Source organism: Acinetobacter sp. ACNIH1 (assembly GCF_002934695.1).
GTDB lineage: Bacteria > Pseudomonadota > Gammaproteobacteria > Pseudomonadales > Moraxellaceae > Acinetobacter > Acinetobacter variabilis.
The window spans coordinates 1,173,385-1,194,939 of record NZ_CP026420.1; the positions used below are offsets into that span (position 1 = coordinate 1,173,385).

General features: G+C 42.9%; 17 protein-coding genes, 2 tRNA genes, 3 rRNA genes, 2 pseudogenes and 1 riboswitch. Of the genes and pseudogenes, 15 read left to right on the forward strand and 9 right to left on the reverse strand.

Annotated elements, in window-relative coordinates:
- Positions 1 to 396 precede the first annotated feature (396 nt).
- The 5 genes from C3F22_RS05820 (at position 397) to rrf (ending at position 5,799) form a co-directional block, all read left to right on the forward strand.
- Positions 397 to 1,934, forward strand: a 16S ribosomal RNA gene (locus tag C3F22_RS05820).
- 61 nt (positions 1,935 to 1,995) lie between these two features.
- Positions 1,996 to 2,072: transfer RNA gene (locus C3F22_RS05825), tRNA-Ile, on the forward strand.
- Between the two features lie 61 nt (positions 2,073 to 2,133).
- A tRNA-Ala gene (locus C3F22_RS05830) sits at positions 2,134 to 2,209 on the forward strand.
- Positions 2,210 to 2,590: 381 nt separating this feature from the next.
- Positions 2,591 to 5,482 (forward strand): 23S ribosomal RNA (locus tag C3F22_RS05835).
- 202 nt (positions 5,483 to 5,684) lie between these two features.
- A 5S ribosomal RNA gene (rrf, locus tag C3F22_RS05840) occupies positions 5,685 to 5,799 on the forward strand.
- The 16S, 23S and 5S rRNA genes sit together here with 2 tRNA genes alongside, the layout of an rRNA operon.
- Before the next feature lie 156 nt (positions 5,800 to 5,955).
- Here rrf and C3F22_RS05845 read toward each other — a convergent pair.
- The 4 genes and pseudogenes from C3F22_RS05845 to C3F22_RS05860 form a co-directional block, all read right to left on the reverse strand.
- Positions 5,956 to 6,462, reverse strand: a complete 507-nt coding sequence (locus C3F22_RS05845) for a lytic transglycosylase domain-containing protein (RefSeq protein ID WP_227504435.1) — start codon at positions 6,460 to 6,462, stop codon at positions 5,956 to 5,958.
- 285 nt (positions 6,463 to 6,747) lie between these two features.
- Positions 6,748 to 7,236, reverse strand: a complete 489-nt coding sequence (locus tag C3F22_RS05850) for a GNAT family N-acetyltransferase (protein WP_104426046.1) — start codon at positions 7,234 to 7,236, stop codon at positions 6,748 to 6,750.
- 106 nt (positions 7,237 to 7,342) lie between these two features.
- A complete protein-coding gene (locus tag C3F22_RS05855) occupies positions 7,343 to 8,542 on the reverse strand; it encodes an acyl-CoA dehydrogenase family protein (protein WP_104426047.1) in 1,200 nt (399 codons plus the stop codon).
- Between the two features lie 23 nt (positions 8,543 to 8,565).
- Positions 8,566 to 9,192 (reverse strand): annotated as a pseudogene (locus tag C3F22_RS05860) (acyl-CoA dehydrogenase family protein); the annotation flags it as partial.
- A 62-nt stretch (positions 9,193 to 9,254) separates the two neighbouring features.
- On the opposite strand from C3F22_RS05860, the gene C3F22_RS05870 reads away from it, so the two are divergent.
- On the forward strand, positions 9,255 to 9,956 hold the full coding sequence (locus C3F22_RS05870) for an IS1-like element ISPa14 family transposase (protein WP_001223318.1): 702 nt from the start codon (positions 9,255 to 9,257) through the stop codon (positions 9,954 to 9,956).
- An 11-nt stretch (positions 9,957 to 9,967) separates the two neighbouring features.
- Here C3F22_RS05870 and C3F22_RS05875 read toward each other — a convergent pair.
- From C3F22_RS05875 to C3F22_RS05885, 3 genes and pseudogenes are all read right to left on the reverse strand, one after another.
- Positions 9,968 to 10,657, reverse strand: a pseudogene (locus C3F22_RS05875) (acyl-CoA dehydrogenase family protein); the annotation flags it as partial.
- Positions 10,658 to 10,900: 243 nt separating this feature from the next.
- Entirely contained in the window at positions 10,901 to 12,274 is a 1,374-nt protein-coding gene (locus tag C3F22_RS05880) for an ABC1 kinase family protein (protein WP_005235905.1), read from the reverse strand.
- A gap of 156 nt (positions 12,275 to 12,430) precedes the next feature.
- The gene (locus tag C3F22_RS05885) at positions 12,431 to 12,739 is read right to left on the reverse strand and encodes a hypothetical protein (RefSeq protein WP_004785493.1); all 309 of its coding nucleotides are present in this window, start codon (positions 12,737 to 12,739) and stop codon (positions 12,431 to 12,433) included.
- A gap of 201 nt (positions 12,740 to 12,940) precedes the next feature.
- Here C3F22_RS05885 and C3F22_RS05890 point away from each other — a divergent pair, with 201 nt between their 5' ends.
- The 8 genes from C3F22_RS05890 to C3F22_RS05920 all read left to right on the forward strand — a co-directional run bounded on the left by C3F22_RS05890 (position 12,941) and on the right by C3F22_RS05920 (position 19,553).
- Complete coding sequence (locus C3F22_RS05890; protein WP_104426048.1) at positions 12,941 to 13,327, forward strand: lysozyme inhibitor LprI family protein; 387 nt, start codon at positions 12,941 to 12,943, stop codon at positions 13,325 to 13,327.
- A gap of 197 nt (positions 13,328 to 13,524) precedes the next feature.
- On the forward strand, positions 13,525 to 14,535 hold the full coding sequence (gene prmB, locus C3F22_RS05895) for a 50S ribosomal protein L3 N(5)-glutamine methyltransferase (protein ID WP_104426049.1): 1,011 nt from the start codon (positions 13,525 to 13,527) through the stop codon (positions 14,533 to 14,535).
- 12 nt (positions 14,536 to 14,547) lie between these two features.
- Positions 14,548 to 15,642, forward strand: a complete 1,095-nt coding sequence (gene aroC, locus C3F22_RS05900; protein WP_104426050.1) for a chorismate synthase — start codon at positions 14,548 to 14,550, stop codon at positions 15,640 to 15,642.
- A gap of 64 nt (positions 15,643 to 15,706) precedes the next feature.
- Complete coding sequence (locus C3F22_RS05905; RefSeq protein WP_104426051.1) at positions 15,707 to 16,237, forward strand: GNAT family N-acetyltransferase; 531 nt, start codon at positions 15,707 to 15,709, stop codon at positions 16,235 to 16,237.
- 52 nt (positions 16,238 to 16,289) lie between these two features.
- Positions 16,290 to 16,532, forward strand: coding sequence for a hypothetical protein (locus C3F22_RS18510; protein WP_228203575.1), 243 nt, complete (start codon positions 16,290 to 16,292; stop codon positions 16,530 to 16,532).
- Positions 16,474 to 16,725 (forward strand): hypothetical protein, encoded by a 252-nt coding sequence (locus tag C3F22_RS18515; protein ID WP_005235892.1) that lies wholly within the window; start codon positions 16,474 to 16,476, stop codon positions 16,723 to 16,725. Before C3F22_RS18510 ends, C3F22_RS18515 begins: the two co-directional genes overlap by 59 nt.
- A 160-nt stretch (positions 16,726 to 16,885) precedes the next feature.
- Positions 16,886 to 17,794: an AEC family transporter gene (locus C3F22_RS05915; RefSeq protein ID WP_104426052.1), complete on the forward strand. Its 909-nt coding sequence runs from the start codon at positions 16,886 to 16,888 to the stop codon at positions 17,792 to 17,794.
- Between the two features lie 292 nt (positions 17,795 to 18,086).
- Positions 18,087 to 18,174, forward strand: a riboswitch (glycine riboswitch).
- Positions 18,175 to 18,308: 134 nt separating this feature from the next.
- On the forward strand, positions 18,309 to 19,553 hold the full coding sequence (locus tag C3F22_RS05920) for a D-amino acid dehydrogenase (protein ID WP_104426053.1): 1,245 nt from the start codon (positions 18,309 to 18,311) through the stop codon (positions 19,551 to 19,553).
- A 196-nt stretch (positions 19,554 to 19,749) separates the two neighbouring features.
- Here C3F22_RS05920 and C3F22_RS05925 read toward each other — a convergent pair whose 3' ends face one another.
- Entirely contained in the window at positions 19,750 to 20,403 is a 654-nt protein-coding gene (locus C3F22_RS05925; protein WP_104426054.1) for a hypothetical protein, read from the reverse strand.
- 99 nt (positions 20,404 to 20,502) lie between these two features.
- Here C3F22_RS05925 and ispF point away from each other — a divergent pair, with 99 nt between their 5' ends.
- Positions 20,503 to 20,991 (forward strand): 2-C-methyl-D-erythritol 2,4-cyclodiphosphate synthase, encoded by a 489-nt coding sequence (ispF, locus tag C3F22_RS05930; protein ID WP_005235881.1) that lies wholly within the window; start codon positions 20,503 to 20,505, stop codon positions 20,989 to 20,991.
- 2 nt (positions 20,992 to 20,993) lie between these two features.
- On the opposite strand, the gene C3F22_RS05935 is transcribed toward ispF, so the two are convergent.
- Positions 20,994 to 21,518 (reverse strand): protein tyrosine phosphatase family protein, encoded by a 525-nt coding sequence (locus C3F22_RS05935; protein WP_004785512.1) that lies wholly within the window; start codon positions 21,516 to 21,518, stop codon positions 20,994 to 20,996.
- Positions 21,519 to 21,555: the final 37 nt, after the last annotated feature.

The following is a 21,555-nucleotide window of genomic DNA, read 5'->3' on the forward strand; positions in this document are numbered from 1 at the left end:
TTGCTTAAACTTTTAGGCCAAAAATGACTGGAAAAAAGCATTAAAACTGCTAAAAATAGCAATTCAGATTAAAAAATAAACGTACGATATGCTTTTTTGAATATTTTTAAGAAAAGCTCTTGCACTGGTTCTGAAACTGTATAGAATACGCAGCACACCAATGCATGAAACAAAACGTTAAGTGGTTGGGTTGGAGCTTAAAACTGACGAGGTTTTAAGTAAGATCATTAAGAGATTATGAAGAACAACTTGTGTGGATTTTTACTGGTTGATTGATCGAAATTATTTTCATTGATTGATTGGTTTGAATTACTCGAAGTTTATTTGAGCGAAATTTAAGTCAGGAAATTGATGAGCCAAGTTTAAGAGTTTTACTTATAAAACTCGAAATGATTTTAACTGAAGAGTTTGATCATGGCTCAGATTGAACGCTGGCGGCAGGCTTAACACATGCAAGTCGAGCGGGGATAGGGTGCTTGCACCTGATTCCTAGCGGCGGACGGGTGAGTAATGCTTAGGAATCTGCCTATTAGTGGGGGACAACGTTCCGAAAGGGACGCTAATACCGCATACGTCCTACGGGAGAAAGCAGGGGATCTTCGGACCTTGCGCTAATAGATGAGCCTAAGTCGGATTAGCTAGTTGGTGGGGTAAAGGCCTACCAAGGCGACGATCTGTAGCGGGTCTGAGAGGATGATCCGCCACACTGGGACTGAGACACGGCCCAGACTCCTACGGGAGGCAGCAGTGGGGAATATTGGACAATGGGGGGAACCCTGATCCAGCCATGCCGCGTGTGTGAAGAAGGCCTTTTGGTTGTAAAGCACTTTAAGCGAGGAGGAGGCTTACCTGGTTAATACCTGGGATAAGTGGACGTTACTCGCAGAATAAGCACCGGCTAACTCTGTGCCAGCAGCCGCGGTAATACAGAGGGTGCAAGCGTTAATCGGATTTACTGGGCGTAAAGCGCGCGTAGGTGGCTAATTAAGTCAAATGTGAAATCCCCGAGCTTAACTTGGGAATTGCATTCGATACTGGTTAGCTAGAGTATGGGAGAGGATGGTAGAATTCCAGGTGTAGCGGTGAAATGCGTAGAGATCTGGAGGAATACCGATGGCGAAGGCAGCCATCTGGCCTAATACTGACACTGAGGTGCGAAAGCATGGGGAGCAAACAGGATTAGATACCCTGGTAGTCCATGCCGTAAACGATGTCTACTAGCCGTTGGGGCCCTTGAGGCTTTAGTGGCGCAGCTAACGCGATAAGTAGACCGCCTGGGGAGTACGGTCGCAAGACTAAAACTCAAATGAATTGACGGGGGCCCGCACAAGCGGTGGAGCATGTGGTTTAATTCGATGCAACGCGAAGAACCTTACCTGGCCTTGACATACAGAGAACTTTCCAGAGATGGATTGGTGCCTTCGGGAACTCTGATACAGGTGCTGCATGGCTGTCGTCAGCTCGTGTCGTGAGATGTTGGGTTAAGTCCCGCAACGAGCGCAACCCTTTTCCTTATTTGCCAGCACTTCGGGTGGGAACTTTAAGGATACTGCCAGTGACAAACTGGAGGAAGGCGGGGACGACGTCAAGTCATCATGGCCCTTACGGCCAGGGCTACACACGTGCTACAATGGTCGGTACAAAGGGTTGCTACTGCGCGAGCAGATGCTAATCTCAAAAAGCCGATCGTAGTCCGGATCGCAGTCTGCAACTCGACTGCGTGAAGTCGGAATCGCTAGTAATCGCGGATCAGAATGCCGCGGTGAATACGTTCCCGGGCCTTGTACACACCGCCCGTCACACCATGGGAGTTTGTTGCACCAGAAGTAGCTAGCCTAACTGTAAAGAGGGCGGTTACCACGGTGTGGCCGATGACTGGGGTGAAGTCGTAACAAGGTAGCCGTAGGGGAACCTGCGGCTGGATCACCTCCTTAACGAAAGATTGACGATTGGTAAGAATCCACAACAAGTTGTTCTTCATGACGATGTATCTGAGGGTCTGTAGCTCAGTTGGTTAGAGCACACGCTTGATAAGCGTGGGGTCACAAGTTCAAGTCTTGTCAGACCCACCACTAACGACAAGCAAGCAATTGCAGAGTGAGGAAATCAGAGACATTGACTTATTGATAAGCTGGGGACTTAGCTTAGTTGGTAGAGCGCCTGCTTTGCACGCAGGAGGTCAGGAGTTCGACTCTCCTAGTCTCCACCACTCATTGCGATGCAATGAGTTAAACATTAAGCAAACGGTTTGATAGCTTATAGAGCTTAGTAAGAAAGCGGCGTATAATGCGCGGCATTGTTATTAATCTCTGTGATTTATCACAGTAATGCAGTCCGACGAGGATGCATATTAAATCATTAACAGAATATATTTGAGTTGAAATAATTTGTTCATACTCATGAAAGAGCGGAAACAAGAGATCGCAAGATTGATTGTTGAAGTGATTGAATGAGAACTAGCGAAATTAACTGAATCAAGCGTTTTGGTATATGAATCTAATTGAAGCTGTACAGTGATTAAGTTCACAAGATCGCAAACAACTACGTTGCTACACTGACTTGTAGGTGTAACGACTGTTTGGGGTTGTATAGTCAAGTAATTAAGTGCATGTGGTGGATGCCTTGGCAGTCAGAGGCGAAGAAAGACGTGATAGCCTGCGAAAAGCTCCGGGGAGGCGGCAAATATCCTGTGATCCGGAGATGTCTGAATGGGGAAACCCACCGGCTATAAGGTCGGTATCATAAACTGAATACATAGGTTTATGAGGCGAACGCGGAGAAGTGAAACATCTCAGTATCCGTAGGAAAAGAAATCAATTGAGATTCCCTCAGTAGCGGCGAGCGAAAGGGGAACAGCCCATTAAGTCATATCAGTTTTAGTGGAATGCTCTGGGAAGTGCAACCATAGTGGGTGATAGTCCTGTACACGAAAGGGCTGATATGATGATGTCGAGTAGGGCGAGGCACGTGAAACCTTGTCTGAATATAGGGGGACCATCCTCTAAGGCTAAATACTCCTGACTGACCGATAGTGAACCAGTACCGTGAGGGAAAGGCGAAAAGAACCCCTGTGAGGGGAGTGAAATAGATCCTGAAACCGCATGCATACAAGCAGTGGGAGCCACTTTGTGTGGTGACTGCGTACCTTTTGTATAATGGGTCAGCGACTTATATTCAGTAGCGAGGTTAACCGCATAGGGGAGCCGTAGAGAAATCGAGTCTTAATAGGGCGTATAGTTGCTGGGTATAGACCCGAAACCGGGTGATCTATCCATGAGCAGGTTGAAGGTTGGGTAACACTAACTGGAGGACCGAACCCACTGTCGTTGAAAAGCCAGGGGATGACTTGTGGATAGGGGTGAAAGGCTAATCAAACTCGGTGATAGCTGGTTCTCCCCGAAAGCTATTTAGGTAGCGCCTCGGACGAATACCATTGGGGGTAGAGCACTGTTTCGGCTAGGGGGTCATCCCGACTTACCAAACCGATGCAAACTCCGAATACCAATGAGTACTATCCGGGAGACAGACTGCGGGTGCTAACGTCCGTAGTCAAGAGGAAAACAATCCAGACCGCCAGCTAAGGTCCCTAAATCATAGTTAAGTGGGAAACGATGTGGGAAGGCATAGACAGCTAGGAGGTTGGCTTAGAAGCAGCCACCCTTTAAAGAAAGCGTAATAGCTCACTAGTCGAGTCGGCCTGCGCGGAAGATGTAACGGGGCTAAAACTATGTACCGAAGCTGCGGATTTGCAATTTATTGCAAGTGGTAGGGGAGCGTTCTGTAAGCCGATGAAGGTGGATTGAGAAGTCTGCTGGAGGTATCAGAAGTGCGAATGCTGACGTGAGTAACGACAAAACGGGTGAAAAACCCGTTCGCTGAAAGACCAAGGGTTCCAGTCCAACGTTAATCGGGGCTGGGTGAGTCGACCCCTAAGGCGAGGCCGAGAGGCGTAGTCGATGGGAAATTGGTTAATATTCCAATACTTCAGTGTAATGCGATGAGAGGACGGAGAAGGTTAAGTCAGCCTGGCGTTGGTTGTCCAGGTGGAAGACAGTAGGCATGCATCTTAGGCAAATCCGGGGTGCTCTATGCTGAGAGTTGATAGCAAGCCAGTTTACTGGTGAAGTGGCTGATACCATACTTCCAGGAAAAGTCTCTAAGCTTCAGTTACACTGGAATCGTACCCGAAACCGACACAGGTGGTCAGGTCGAGTAGACCAAAGCGCTTGAGAGAACTCTGCTGAAGGAACTAGGCAAAATGGTACCGTAACTTCGGGAGAAGGTACGCTGCCGGCGGTGATAGGACTTGCTCCTTGAGCTGTTGGCAGCCTCAGAAACCAGGCCGCTGCAACTGTTTATTAAAAACATAGCACTCTGCAAACACGAAAGTGGACGTATAGGGTGTGATGCCTGCCCGGTGCTGGAAGGTTAATTGATGGGGTTAGCGTAAGCGAAGCTCTTGATCGAAGCCCCAGTAAACGGCGGCCGTAACTATAACGGTCCTAAGGTAGCGAAATTCCTTGTCGGGTAAGTTCCGACCTGCACGAATGGCATAATGATGGCGGCGCTGTCTCCAGCAGAGGCTCAGTGAAATCGAATTCGCCGTGAAGATGCGGTGTACCCGCGGCTAGACGGAAAGACCCCGTGAACCTTTACTGCAGCTTGACATTGAACTTTGATCTTACTTGTGTAGGATAGGTGGGAGGCTTTGAAGTGGTGACGCTAGTTGCCATGGAGCCGTCCTTGAAATACCACCCTGGTAATATTGAGGTTCTAACTCTGCTCCCTGATCGGGAGCGAGGACCATGTCTGGTGGGTAGTTTGACTGGGGCGGTCTCCTCCTAAAGAGTAACGGAGGAGTACGAAGGTGCGCTCAGCGTGGTCGGAAATCACGCGTAGAGTATAAAGGCAAAAGCGCGCTTAACTGCGAGACCCACAAGTCGAGCAGGTACGAAAGTAGGTCTTAGTGATCCGGTGGTTCTGTATGGAAGGGCCATCGCTCAACGGATAAAAGGTACTCTGGGGATAACAGGCTGATACCGCCCAAGAGTTCATATCGACGGCGGTGTTTGGCACCTCGATGTCGGCTCATCTCATCCTGGGGCTGAAGCAGGTCCCAAGGGTATGGCTGTTCGCCATTTAAAGAGGTACGCGAGCTGGGTTTAGAACGTCGTGAGACAGTTCGGTCCCTATCTACCGTGGGCGCTGGAAATTTGAGAGGATCTGCTCCTAGTACGAGAGGACCAGAGTGGACGAACCTCTGGTGTACCGGTTGTGACGCCAGTCGCATCGCCGGGTAGCTATGTTCGGAAGGGATAACCGCTGAAAGCATCTAAGCGGGAAGCCTACCTCAAGATAAGATTTCCCCGAGACTTTATGTCTCCTAAAGAGCCGTTGAAGACTACGACGTTGATAGGTTGGATGTGGAAGCATAGCGATATGTGAAGCTGACCAATACTAATTGCTCGTGAGGCTTGACTATACAACACCCAAGCAGTTGTATATAAAGCATCAATTGATTTCATATTGATCTAACGATCAGACGAAGCCTTGATTTAGTTAAGCTAATCGAACAAACTAATGCGACTCAGATACATCTGTTAATGAACTCTATTTGAAGAAAGCTAGGCAAACGAAGCGCAAGCAACGTAGATAAGACCATAGCGAGTAAGCATACCAGTTGTGCTGGCGACCATAGCAAGAGTGAACCACCTGATCCCTTCCTGAACTCAGAAGTGAAACCTCTTAGCGCTGATGGTAGTGTGGGGTCTCCCATGTGAGAGTAAGTCATCGCCAGCTCATTATTCCTAAAAAGCCCTCTGCTCACGCAGGGGGCTTTTTTTATGCGTGGGGTTTAATAAGACAAGATAAAAATGGCTTAAATTTAATTTAAGCCGTTTTATTTATGTATTAATATTTCTGGAATGCATTTACTTAATTATTAGTACATTCTAATTACATTGATTTTTTAAGTTGCTTCTGGTGCGTTAAAACCTCTTTTGCATATTTTTTGCCTTGTTTACGCATTTTCCGATCTTTCTCATAGGCAGTAGGGCCTACATTATAATAGCCCAGTGCTTTTTCTAGGCTACCGCTAGATTCCTGATAACGTGACAGAATATAACTCCCACATCCAATATTGACTGCTTCATTAAATAAATCAGGTCCACAGGTAGATTGCCAATAACGCGGAACAATTTGCATAAGACCCACTGCACCTGCAGGTGAAGCGACCTGACTGCGATAGGTAGATTCCTGTCGAATCACGGCTGCTACTAGCAAGGGATCTATACTATGTCTTTCTGCATTCTGAATAATTAAAGGTGAAACGCGAGTAGCAGTTGTCGCAGGCACAGCATATGCAGTCTGAATTCCTTGAGACAGTTTAGCAGAGCGTTTTTCTAAGGAGTTACCTCCTAGTGAAGAGCAAGCACTTATTAATATTGTACTAAAGCCAAGCATCCCAATTTTTAAAGTAGTAGGATTTAAGACCTTTAATAACGAATAGTTTTTGCCAGAAAATTTGCCCAACAACTTTCAGCTTCCCTGTATTTTTAAAATTAGATTGATCTTAGGAAGATGTATTAAAATCGTCAAGAAATTAGATGATTTGTTTACAAAGACAAATTAGATTTTGTTGAATAATGAATTTTTTATGAAGAATTGTTTAAAGAAAAGCCAGTTAGTAGCCGAATTTGTATCTCTGGCTTTTCTTTAAAGTGTATGTGTTTAGATGCAAAAGAAAGCTTAGTCTAAAGTTTTTAGCATCCAGATTTCACAAGCTGCACTATGACCTGTATTGCCTTCGGGATGATCGAGATGTTCAAAACCTAATTTTTCGTAAAGCTTCACTGCCTGCCAAAGACTTGCAGTAGTCTCAAGATAGATTCGTTTAAAGTTCTGCTCATGAGCAAAGTCAAAGGTCAGATTTAAAATCTTTTTTGCAAATCCATAACGACGAATAATGGGTAAGAAATACATTTTCTGTATTTCTAGAATACTCTGATCACCCTCTAATGGCGCAATACCTCCGCCACCAAAGACTTGATCCTGCTCATCGATAATGACCCAATAAGCTGCATTTGGCTGCTGATATACTTCATACAGGTTATCCAGGATTGAATCACCGACAGCAAAACCGGATTCTGCTGCAAGTCCGAATTCTACGGAAACTTCACGAATAATCTTGGCAATTTGAGCATTATCTTGAGGTTGTATAGGACGAATAGAATACATAGGTTATGACATAAAAAAGGATGGAAATTTTATAGTCCGAAAACCATAAAAAATCCATCCTTTTTGTTGATTCATTCTTTAATGAAGCGGTATTTTCAGTTTTTTATTATTTTAATTCACTTGAAGATTTACCTAGTTCACGTCGAGCAATAATCAGTTGCTGGATCTGTTGAGTTCCTTCGAAAATATCCAGAATCTTGGAGTCACGTGCCCATTTTTCTAAAAGTTCTGCCTCGTTATAGCCTATAGATGCTGCTAATTCGACACATTTCAAAGTGATTTCATTCGCGATACGACCCGCCTTGGCTTTAGCAATAGAAGCTTCACGGGAATTAGGCTTACGATTATCCGCCATCCACGCAGCTTTTAACATTAATAAACGGGCAGATTCCCATTCGGCTTCCATACGATAAATCTGCGCTGCAATATTCGATGTTTGTAAGTAAGGTGTATGGTACTCAGAATCTAGCTGATCCTTAAAAATTTCCTTGGTTCTCTCTAAAGAAGCTTTAGAGCAACCAATTGCCATCGCTGCAACGAGTGGGCGGGTATTATCAAAAGTTTCCATGACCCCAGCAAAACCCTTGGCCACATCAATTTCAGCATGTCCAAGCAAATTAGCAGCAGGTATACGACAATCAATAAAACTAATTGCAGCCGTATCCGAGGCTTTAATGCCTAGCTTATGTTCCAGACGCTCGATTTTCATGCCGGGTGTGCCTTTGGGTACGACAAAGGATTTAATTGCAGCACGGCCAAGTTTTTTATCTAAAGTCGCCCAGACGACAACCGCATCTGCACGTTCGCCAGAGGTGACAAAGATTTTTTCACCATTGAGGATATAGTCATCACCATCTTTAATGGCAGTGGTACGAATGGCAGCTGAATCCGAACCACAGCCTGGTTCAGTAATCGCCATCGCTGCCCAGATACCGTGAAAGCGTTGTAACTGTTCGTCATTAGCAACGGCAGCAATGGCTGAATTTCCTAAACCTTGACGCGGCATGGATAAAAGTAATCCGGTATCGCCATAACACATTTCGACAGTACTAAGTGCTGTCGACATATTGACGCCATTTTTATTGCTTTCATCGCTATCACCGCGTTTATTGACCGCAGCTCCTGCATTCATGCCTTCGCTGCCTTGGTTCATACCATCGACGACAGAGGCAAGCATATCCAACTCTTTCGGATAAGCATGTTCAGCTTTGTCATATTTGCGTGAAATAGGGCGGAGTACATTTAGAGCAACTTCATGTGCCTGATCAATCAGCAATTTGAATTTTTTAGGATTTTGCAAGTTCATCTATTTTTTTCCTTATTCTTTGCTCAGGCATGAAGGCCAGAATGTACGATTGCTGTTGCTCTTAAGTCCCGATACCAGCGTTCTACCGGATGTTCCTTGGTGAAGCCATGTCCGCCGAGAATCTGCACGCCATCTGTGCCAATTTTCATGGATTTTTCTGCACAGAGCAGACGGGCCAGATAAGCTTCACGATGAAAATCCTGTCCGGATTCTGCCAGACTGGCGGCATTCAGGATCAGCATTTGCATAGCATCAATTTCAATCGCCATATCTGCAATCATAAAAGCTACACTTTGCCGATGGGAAATTGGTTCACCAAAGGCTGTGCGTTCATTGGCATATTGCACACAGTATTTTTTAACCGCTTCACAGGTACCGACCGCCATGGCACACCACATCAAGTTACCCAGATCAATAAAAGCGGTGTAATCAAAATCGTCATCTCCCAGGCGTTGTGCCGGTGTGTTATTAAATTTGAGATTCATGGTTTGAGTGGCTTTCAGGCCCATAGCCGAAGATTTTTGTGCAGTAATAGTATTATTGCGTTGCATAATAAATACTTCGGTTTTGCCATTCAGATCTGCACTGACCAGATAGATATCAGCAGTTTCTCCGAGCATCACCAAGGTTTTTTCACCATTAATTAAATAGTGGGTGGTGTTTCAAAAAGTATGCTGAAACAAAGCAGGTTGAATTTTGATAAAATAGAGAAATGCGAATAACTCTAGAAATCAAATGTCCAACCTGCCTCAGTGACAGTATAAAGAAAAATGGCATCAAAGTAGATGGGAAACAAAACTATCAGTGCAAAGACTGTAAACGTCAGTTTATTGGTGACCATGCTCTGAGCTATCTAGGATGTAATTCAGGCATTACTCGAAAAATATTACAGTTGATGGTCAGAGGTAGTGGTATACGAGATATCGCTGAAGTTGAGCGAATCAGTATCGGTAAAGTTTTACGTACTTTAACCGAATCGACCTACCAAATTCAGCCTAAACAAAGTCATTATGAGTCTCTTGAAGTTGATGAGTTTTGGACTTTCGTGGGAAATAAAAATAATAAACAATGGCTTATTTACGCCTACCATCGAGAAACAGGTGAGATTGTTGCTTATGTTTGGGGTAAAAGAGACTTAGCTACAGTTCAACGATTGAAGACAAAGCTTAAACAATTAGGTATTCACTACACCCGAATTGCAAGTGATCATTGGGACAGTTTCATCACTGCTTTTAAAAACTGCAAGCAAAGTATTGGTAAATTTTTTACTGTAGGTATTGAAGGTAATAATTGCAAAATAAGGCATCGAATTAGGCGCGGTTTTAGAAGGAGTTGTAATTTTTCAAAAAAGATTGAAAACCATTTTAAAGCTTTCGACTTAACCTTTTTTTACATCAATAATGGCTTCATTTAATGTCAGCATACTTTTTGAAACACCACCAAATAGTGATCTCCATTCGACGTTGCTTGAGTTTTTAACTGATAAGGATTAAAGGCGGCTGTTGCTTCCTGTACTGCGAAGGTAGCTTTAAGATGAGGATCATCAGCGAATGCAGTCAAATACTCAGCCTGAACCTGTTCTGAACCCCAATGGGTAATCGCATTAATCACACTAAAGGTAGAAAGCAGTCCAGCGGTCAGACTGAAATCACCTTGAGCCAACTGTTGAGCCATCAGGACATTGCTGACGATATTCTGTTCTGCAGCTACACCACCTAAAGCTTCAGGCAGCGCATAAAAATTAAGACCCAGATCAGTTGAATATTGCCAGAGTTCCTCTAGGAAGATTTCATGATGATCTGCATCATGTGCCAAGGGATAAAGGACTTCGCTGGCAAACTGTTGCATCGCCTCGCAGGTCATTTGCTGTTCTTCAGTCAGATTCAGATCAAACAGGGATTTGGACTGATGTGGTAAACGTTGTCTTTGAATTTTCTGACCAGATTTTAGGATTTTCTGAGTTTGGCTGAGTGTTTTAAAACCTGCTTTGGAACTTTGATAAAGAGATTTTTCTAAAAATTTACGCAGCTTTAATTGGTCGAGTAAATCACTTCCAGCCACTTTGGTCAGGATGGACAAGCCAAATCCTTGTGCTTTGTTCACCATATTGTTCATTCTAATTATCCTACGGGGTGTTATCTTATTTGCCTGATGTTGACATGCAGTTCTAGAAAAAACCATGTCATCAATGACATGAATCATTGTCAATCTATCATTAAAATAAAGAGAGGATTTAAATATTTAAGATATTGAAAATAAATAGAAAAATAAAATAAGAAAAATTTGGTTTTTATCAAAAATTGACCCGAATGACAAAATCATCCGGGTCTTATATAAGGCTAATAATAACTTAGTCTATTAGAGATGACGTTTAATCATTGCGCGTACATTAGTTTTCGCATCAATCACCGTCATGAAGGTATAAGCACCAATAAACTTACGGCTAATAAACATAAATTCTTTAGGCGGTACACTGAAATAACGTGAAGCCATGGATTTAGAAGCCTGCTGCATCACACGGCTATGAAGCTGGCTTTTTTTCCAGTTATAGCGGTCATGTTCATCCATCACACCTGGAGGCAAGTCTTTATTGTTCATTGGCGAGCTGAAGGCTTCTGTGGCTAACAGAAAGACTTTTGCCATATCCGGTTTGATGCTAGGCGGAATAGAATCAAAGAATTCATAACCGGTCATGGCTTTCACCATCATGTCTGAATCATGATGATAACCGGCCTGGATCAGGTTACGTGCTACATTGAGTAGATGCTGGTCAAACTGACGGATTGCACCGAAGTCGAGAAGCACAATCTTGTCCTGGATATTTTCACCATCCCCTAGACGTACCAGGTAATTGCCGAAATTCGGGTCAGTCTGCATCTCGCCCCATTCAAAAATCTCACGTACTGCGATTTCAAGGGAAGCTTCCCCCAGTTTATTACGACGTTCCTGTGGTAGAGACAGCATCACTGGACTATTGATCGGTACACCACGTTCAAAGGTCATACACAGGACACGGTCAGTACAATAGTTATCGATGATGGTCGGTACGATATATCGTGGATCATTTTGCAGACGTTTACAGAAACGACGGGTCGTATCCGCCTCAATTTTATAATTGACCTCACGATGCATCATCTCACGAACTTCATCGAACCATTGATCAAATTCACGGGTTTGCGGCACCATACGGGTCAATTTGAGCATGTTCTTAAACAGGCTCATATCAGAATCAATAGCCTCAGCTACACCCGGGTACTGGATTTTAAGCACCAGTTCCATGCCATCTGACTTGCGTACAGCACGGTGAACCTGAGCCAAAGAGGCGGTACCTAGGGGCTCATGATCAACCGTCAGATCATCTAGCTTGGAACCTAATTGCTGTTGTAATTGAGCTTTGATCGCCGGCCACGCCAAAGCAACTGTTTTATTATTTAACGTATTTAAGGCTTGAGTGACCTCTTCTGGCAGAAAATGTTCGCCATACAGGGCCATCATCTGGCCAATTTTGACAATTGAACCTTTAAGCTTGCCAATTTCTGCAACCAGATAATCGGCCTGTTCTTTCATGGCTTTTTTGCGTCTTCTTTCTTTTTCTTCTTCACTCGAGAACATAGAACCCGCACTGGATGCTGCCCAGCGCGTACCTGCCAGCAAAGATGCCTTTGCGATCGATAAGCGTCGATCCATTGAGGAAGTTTTCAATTGTTTAAGCTTATCGTTCTGATCTGACATGTAAACTCAATCCTTTTATCAGCATAAAGCGGAATAAATCATTGTAGTGGATATTACCGTGTCTGCACGTATTAAAAAAGTTTAAGCCGCTGAATTCACGGTGAAAATCTCGGCAAGAGCATATCGCTTGCCGTTTTGACCAGTGTAGGGTGAATATTATGACATTTGAAATTGAATTTTTAATTCAGATCGTTGTTGTAACTGTTGTTTATTTGTTTGAATATGTTGATGAATTAGGTTCTGGACTGTTTCATGCATAAAACCCAGCGCATAACCCTTCACAATAATGATGCTTGGCAGGCTGAAAAACAGGTATTTGGCATCTTCCAAAGTCGCGCTACTAAATACGCCTTGCTGCATTAATGTGGTTTGTAAAAATACCTTTTCCTGCTGCACCTGACTGGATAACTGGTCATTCCAGTAGTTCTGGCGCATGGCCATAAGATTGTTGTGCTTATAGCTCATAAGATCTGGGCTCGTTTGGACATCATTGCCGAATTATATGCGGCCATAAAATCAAGTTTCAACCAAAGAACTGTGACATCTTTTTAAGTGAGAAAAATATAGGATTTTATCGGGGACTAAGTTAGTATCAGGCAATAATTTAAACAAGATTCATTATTCAATATTGATTGGAAACAAGCCAGTTTTGGTGAAGGGGATATTATGCGTTTTGCATGTTTATTAATGGCAGGTTGTTTGGGGACGGTGGCATTACAGGTTCAGGCGGCTACAGGTTATTCTCAGGAATATATCCAGTGCATGAACTTTAGTTATGGCAATACAGCTAAACTGCAAAAATGTGTGAAAAAAGAATTAAAAGCACAGAATAAACGTCTGAAGAAAAACTATAAGACTTATCTGGAATTGAATGCGGGTTATCGTAATAATATTCGTGATCAGCATACAGTGTGGCAAAGTAAGCTTACTCAACAATGCAAGCTGACCATGAATACTCAATATGCCCAGATTAAACAGGGTCAATGTGCGCTGGAGATGGTAAAAGATCAGGCGAATTTGTATCAATCGCGTTCTTATCGTGCCGGTGCTTAAACTGATTTTAAGTTAATAAATCCTTCTGGAAATAGCGATAAATCTCAAAAAGCGAGATTCTAATCTGCCTGAAATCCAGAAGATCTGTCATTGATAAACCATGGAGAATTCGGGTTTTTCATGGTTTTGGCATTATAAAAGACCTCAAAACAAGGTATCATAAGGCGTTCTAAAAAATGACCTTGGAGACGCCTTAAGTGGATCGACCGACTATTAGCCCTGAACATTTGCAGGAAGCCGCTGAAAATTTAACTACCATTCGTGATTTTATTCGTTTTGGGGTTACAGCATTACGTCAATACGATGCGCACTTAGGTCAAGGTACAGAAGATTATTTTGCTGAAAGTTCAGCGCTGGTTCTACAAACCTTGTCACTGGACTGGAATGCAGATCCTGAAATTCTGGACTCTAAATTATTGCCAAGCGAAGTGGCTGAGTTCTTGAGCTTGCTAGAACGCCGCATTAATGAACGTGTTCCAACCTCTTATTTATTGAATCTAGCCTATTTCTTCGGCAAGCCATTCTATGTGGATGAGCGTGTTCTGATTCCACGTTCGCCAATCGTTGAGCTGATTGAAAACCGCTTTGCTCCTTATTGCCTGACTGAAAATGGTGAAATGGGTGCAGCAGTAAATAACCTGCCAGAAAATCCGAATCCAAAAACTCCACAACGTATTCTGGATATGTGTACCGGTTCTGGCTGTATCGCGATTGCATTGGCCTATGCTTTCCCGGATTCAGAAGTGGATGCAACTGATATTTCTAAAGAAGCTTTGGAAGTGGCGCAGATTAACTGTGAACATCACAGTAAGCAGTACCAAGTAGCGTTACTTGAATCTGATCTGTTCGCTAAAATTCCAGCTGAAAACCAATATGATCTAATCGTATCTAATCCTCCATATGTCGATGCAGAGGATATGGCTGATCTTCCTGATGAATTCCATCATGAGCCAGAGCTGGCATTGGCTGCTGGTCAAGACGGTCTGGATCTAGTTCGCAAGATGCTGGCTCAAGCAGCTGATTATCTGACTGAAGATGGTTTGATCGTGATTGAAGTGGGTAATTCTGAATGGGCGATGAAGCAAAACTTCAATACCGTTGATTTCCACTGGTTGCAGTTCCAACGTGGTGGTTCAGGTATCTTTGCACTGACTGCAGCCCAATGCCGTCAATATCGTGATTTATTCATTCAATCTGTTAATTCATAAGGAGTCGTTGACATGGCAGGTAATAGTATAGGGCAACTCTTCCGTGTAACGACTTGTGGTGAATCTCATGGTGTTGGCTTAATGGCCATTATTGATGGGGTTCCACCAGGGATTGAACTGTCTGAAGCGGATTTGCAAAAGGATCTGGACCGTCGTAAGCCGGGTACTTCAAAATTTGCAACACAGCGTAAAGAGCCAGATGAAGTTGAAATTATTTCCGGTGTGTTTGAGGGTAAAACTACCGGTACTTCAATTGGTCTTTTAATCCGCAATACGGACCAGAAATCGAAAGATTATGGCAATATCGCGCAAACTTTCCGCCCGGGTCATGCAGACTATACCTATACCCAGAAGTATGGTTTTCGTGACTATCGCGGTGGTGGCCGTTCGAGTGCGCGTGAAACTGCGATGCGTGTAGCAGCAGGTGCGATTGCCAAGAAATTCCTGTTTGAGAAATTTGGTATTGAAATCCGTGGTCATGTGACCCAAATCGGTACTGAAAAAGCAGAAAAACTAGACTGGAATGAAGTGCCAAATAACCCGTTCTTCTGTGGTGATGTTGATGCGGTGCCGCGCTTTGAAGCACTCGTGACTTCATTACGTGAGCAAGGCACAAGCTGTGGCGCACGCCTTGAGATCATTGCTTCTAAAGTGCCAGTGGGTTGGGGTGAACCAGTATTTGATCGTTTAGATGCTGATATTGCCCATGCCATGATGTCAATCAATGCCGTGAAAGGCGTGGAAATTGGTGATGGGTTTAGTGTCGCTGAGCAGTTCGGTCATGAAACCCGTGATGAACTCACAACAGATGGCTTCCTGGCGAACCATGCTGGCGGTATCTTGGGTGGTATTTCTAGCGGTCAGGATATTCGTGTTTCGATTGCGTTGAAACCAACGGCTTCCATCACAACTCCGGGTAAAACCATTACCATTAATCGTGAAGATACGGATGTGCTGACCAAAGGCCGTCATGATCCTTGCGTGGGTGTACGTGCAACCCCAATTGCTGAAGCGATGCTAGCAATTGTTTTGATGGATCATTTCATGCGTCATCGTGCACAAAATGCCGATGTCGTTGCGCCGCTTGAGCCAATTGAACCTAAATAATTTGCTTTATAGAATTAAATGAAATTAAAGTCAGACTTCGGTCTGACTTTTTCATATTTATAAAATGAAAAATAACAATATTTGTTTACCCCAACCTACGGACATTCAAGGCATTGTTAAGTTGATTAATACAGCTTATCGATCTAATTTGGGCTGGACGCATGAACATGGCATTGTTTCAGGTGATCGAATTAATGAGGCTCAGTTAAGTGAGCTTTTAACACGATCTGATTTTGAACTTTATGTTTTGGAAAATGATGACCAACTGGTGGGTTGCATTGGTGTGACACACTTGCCAGATTGTTTTGAAATCGGCAGTTTTGCTATTTACCCAGTCCGGCAAAATTCAGGTTATGGTCGAATATTGTTAGATTTCGCTGAGCAATACTCTAGAGAAAAAATACCTTTCAAAAAACTTAGAATGTCTGTTCTTAATGTTCGCATTGAATTAATCGCGTATTATGAGCGTTGTAGTTATCACCAAACCGGCAAAACAGAGAGTTATCCACTGGATGCAGATGTTGGACAGCCTTTAGTAGATTTAAATCTGGTGATTTTAGAAAAGAGTCTCGAAAAGACTTATGAAGTTATTTGAATCTATTTTTGATTCTAAGTGTATTTAATAAAAATAATGACAGGATGTATGAATGGAAGTATGGTTAAGTGCTGAATTAAGTAGGGAAGTGTTAACAGAAGATCATCTTGATCTCGAAAATAAAGCACGTAACACAGTAGAAAATGCCTTAAATGCTCAACTACAAAATAAGTCGTATGATATTCCGATAGATAAATGGAAGTGCATTGAAATTATGATGGGAAATGATAGTTTTGATGAACGTATTTTTTATTCATTTAAGCGTAGAAATATGGATTTCCGTTTTAAGGATTGATCCAACAAATTTTAAGGCAACAGATGATTTAGGCCGTGAGAGACTCATTTTTAGGATGCTCTTAAGAAGCCTAGATTTGTTAAAAGTTAAGTTTGAAAAAGCCCGTCCGAAGCTTGATGCAAAGGTTTATGAGGAGCTTGAAAGACTAAAAAATGATGCACTAAATGTTGCAAAAGATGAAAGTTGGATTTAAAGCGTATTTTAATTAAAGCCAGCCAGAGTGTTTTTTATTTATTATCCATTGAATTTTCCACTATTTTTATCCTGAAACGAGCCGCTTGTTGTATTCTTGCTCATTGACAGGCAATTGAATTGGATGCGATTGCCGCAAAACCCATATCATGATTTGTTCAATGTTTCAGACTATCTTCACTGTACTGTTTCCGCTTATTGGCCTGATTACTTTGGGCTATGTATTAAAACAAAGGAAATGGCTGGAAGATAGTTTCTGGCGTGGGGCAGAAAAACTCAATTATTTTGTCCTGTTTCCAGTTATGCTGTTTTTAAATCTGGCCGTAGCCAAGATTGAAATGGCAGTCATTAAAGATGTGATTCTGGTGGTCTTTAGCCTTATGGCGGTGGTCAGTATTGCGCTATATGTACTGCGCAAGATTTATCAGATTGGCTATGCACGTTTTGGGGTCTATGTGCAGGCACTTCTGCGCTTTAACACCTATATCGGGCTTGCAGCAGTGAATGCCTTATTTCATCAGCAGGGCATGACCATTTTCGCCGTAGTGATGGTGTTGTGTATTCCACTGGTCAATATTTTATCTGTACTTGCATTTACTCGTAGTTCAGATATGCAGATCTTCAAAATTCTGGTTGATCTGTTAAAGAATCCTTTAATTCTAGGTTCTCTTGTTGGAGGCCTATTTAATCTTTCAGGCTTATCACTCTGGGCTGGGTTTGAGTTATTCCTAAAACAGATTGCCTTATGCAGTTTGCCGCTTGGCTTGATGTGTGTGGGGGCTGCCTTACAATTCCAAGGCTTCCAGCGGGATATCTTCCCATTGGGCCTGGCGACTTTCGGACGTTTATTGGGAATGCCGCTCGCTGCGTTCTTTGTCTGCCAATTATTTGATATTGATCCTTTAACCACACAGGTACTGGTGTTGTTTTTTGCTTTACCTACCGCTTCAGCTTCTTATGTGCTGACGCGTGTCTATGGAGGAGATAGCCAGTTCATGGCTAGTATTATCAGTATGCAAACGGTAGTCGCGGCAGGATCTCTCATGTTAATTCTTTCCTGGTTAATTTAATTTTAGGCTCTGAAAGCCAGTCATATATTGAGAGTTTTCTCGTAAACCAATCTCGTAAATAGCCTAAGAAAATATTAACTTTATTGCTTTTCTTAAATGCCTTACATTGGAGCATGACGTAGGAAAATGAGGCAAAAAACCAAATTAAAATCTTAAAATTCATTTGAAATAGATAGTGTTATTTCTTCTAAATTTATTGAAAGTATCGTTACCACTTAAATCACGTGAATTAACATAAATAAAAAACTGTAGTCCCCGATAAGATGGTATATAAATTGCTCAGGATAATAAAAATATTATTGCAGGAGAGAAATGCTACTGCATTCGCCGAAGGAGCAAGGTCCCAGGAAACTCTCAGGCAAAAGGACTGCAATAATATATTAAACTCTGGAGAGAAGTGTTGAATCACTCACCGAAGGGGGAAGGTTGCTGCATACAGTTATGATGCAGTCACCGAAGCTCTCAGGTACACATGACAGATGGGAAAGACATCACATATTGAGGAGAGGTGTCTATGCGTCATGTTATTGTGATGGGGGCAGGCATTACCGGTGTAACAACAGCTTATGAGCTCGCTTTACTCGGTTATCAGGTTACGGTGATTGACCGTCATCTTTATCCCGCGATGGAAACATCCTTTGCCAATGGCGGGCAACTTTCTGCCTGTAATGCAGAAGTCTGGAATCAAAAAGCCACTGTGTTAAAAGGCATCAAATGGATGTCACAAAAAACCGCCCCGCTATTGCTTAATCCTTCTTTTAGTCTGCATAAATATAGCTGGCTGATGGAATTTCTAGGTCATATTAAAAACTATGAAACCAATACACGGGAAACGGTAAGACTCGCGCTACTGGCCAGAAAACGCCTGTTTGAAATTGCCGAAATTGAGCAGATTGATTTTGATCTGGAAAAGCGCGGAATTCTACATTTCTACCATAATAAAGCTGATTATGATGTCGCAATTAAGGTCAATGATCTCCTATGTAGTGGTGGTCTAGAACGTAATGCAATTACAAATGAAGAAATCAAGCAGATTGAACCTGCATTAACTGGAGATTACTACGCCGGGTTTTATTGCCAAAGTGATGCGACTGGAGATATTCATAAATTCAGTAACGGACTGGCAAATGCCTGTATGAAAAAAGGGATGAAATTCGAATTTGGTCAGGATGTATTTGCAGTCGATCACCAGGCACAGCAGATTACAGTTAAATGCAGGCCCAGCCCTGAAAATGTGCGTGCCGATGCTGAAGATGTGCTCGAGATTCAGGCAGATGCCATTGTAGTATGTGCTGGTGTCAGCAGTTATCAGTTGGCAGATCTGTTGGGTGAGCGAGTGAATGTCTACCCGGTGAAAGGCTATTCAATTACGGTACAGCTCAATGAAGAGCAAAGCCAGCAAAATGCTCCTTGGGTCAGTCTCCTCGATGAGAGTGCCAAGATAGTCTTGTCACGCTTAGGTAAAGACCGCTTACGTGTTGCAGGAACCGCGGAATTTAATGGCTATAATCGGGATATTCGCGTAGACCGGATTCAGCCTTTAATTGACTGGACACAACACAATTTCGATCTGTGTACTGAACATGTGATTCCGTGGGCAGGTCTGCGTCCCATGATGCCGAATATGATGCCTGTAGTGCGCCGTGGTAGACAGGAACGTGTCTTTTATAACACCGGTCATGGACACTTGGGCTGGACATTATCAGCGGCAACCGCAGCCATGATTAGCCAAGAAATAGCTCAGCATTACCCGGCATAAGTAGATAGCCCGCTTGCGGGCTATTTTAAAAGATCAAAAAATAATTGTTTATCGATTAAGCTTCTTCTACTTGGGGAAGAAGGTTGGGGTGAAGGGAATCTTTATAAAAACTTCTCCAATAAGGAGAGGGAATTTCTAGTTTAGATTTTTAAATATATATTTAGGACATTGATAGATAAAAATAAAAATCGACTGTTTAATCATATAAACGATAAATACCACTAAAGCGCTCGCAGCCTTTTTGTTCAGTACTGACCGTCAAGATTGCTTTGCTATAGTTAAAGGTATATTTGCAGTCATGCTCATTATCCGTAATCTGGCTTTTAGTTTCCGTCGTGGTATAAGCCAGAAAAGGAATGGTCTGGGTTTCTGCACGATTATTCGGATTGCGGTAGGCGATCCCTTCAATCTTGATGCGGTCTTTCGTCAGCTGATGAATCTTGAGATGAATCGGCTGTTTGGCCATTTGGCCCTGTTCAAACTTCAGATAGTGCTGAGTCAGGCTCTGATTCAAAGAAATATAAATATTGAGGTCATCCAGACGCTGGTCAAATTGCTGTTTAAAGCAGTCCAGCGTTTTACATTGCTGTAAGCGTGTGCTCCATAGTTGCTGGGTATCTTGCAACAAGCGAACAGGTGCATCTGTAATCAGAAAAGCGGTAAAATATTGATCAGCCAGTTTTTCACGCGGTTCATCTAGAGAGGCTGAGCAGATCTTTTTCATGGCTGCGTTATTGTTATGATGACTGCTACAGTCCAGCGATTCAGCATGAATGCTGCTAGCAAAAAGGCCTGTCCCGAGTAAAAGTCCCATTATTTTCATCATATTTATATCAGTTTTCAGTAGCATGATCGCTTATACTTTCACTGTGTTACGCTAGGTCTAACTATAGCGAAATAGAAACGTCGTGTACAAGATTTCAATCAGTTATTTCTAAAGGATATAAAAGTGATTGCACAAATTCGTATTGGTCAGGGACTGGATGTACATGCATTTGAAGAAGGTGATTTTGTCACTCTGGCAGGTATTCAGATTCCACATACGCATGGCTTGAAAGCACACTCTGATGGTGATGTAGTTTTACATGCACTTTGTGATGCTTTATTAGGTGCCTTAGCACTGGGCGATATTGGCCAGCATTTTCCAGATACCGATCCGCAGTTTAAGGGTGCGGACAGTAAGGTCTTGTTAAAGCATGTCTATCAGCTAATTCTGGATCGCGGTTATCGCCTGAATAATGCCGATATTACGGTGGCCTGTGAACGTCCAAAGCTGGCTAAACATAATCTGGAAATGCGTCAGAGCATTGCCGATGTACTGGATGTGGATGTGACTCAAATCAGTATTAAAGCCACAACCACTGAAAAATTAGGATTTACTGGCCGTCAGGAAGGTATTATGTCTATGGCAACTGTTCTAATCATCCACTACAAATAACATCAACCGAAGTTATTGGGATGAATCAGGGATAATTCCAGTTCATGTGTTGCTTTACGGCCTTGCAGCTGTAGGGCAACCGCATGAATTAAACCGGTCCAGGTTTCATTCGGTTCCCAGAGCTGATGCAGATATTCCTGCGCAGTCGGCATATCCATATTCATATAGTATTGACGGTATAGATATATCAGGCAGCTGACATGATAATTCTGCGTACAATGTACCCAGACCATTTGTTCTTTGACCAGATAATCAATCAGATCCAGTACCAGCAGGCACTGACTATCCGAAGGGGTTTCCCAGGAAATCGGCAACTGGATATAGTTCAGGCCAAGATCAAGACAAATTTTATCTTCATGTAACAGATGATGATCGCTATCTGTTAATGCCACATTGATTACGGTAGAGACGCCGTATTCTTTAATCAACCTCAGTTGTTCAGTTGTCGGCTGACCAGAGCTGAACAGATGGTCATGGATGAACTGAAAATTTTCAATTTGACTTAATGCAGTTTCAATTTCATTCATCAGATAAAATTTTCCTTGTTCAGAAATGAAAACGCCA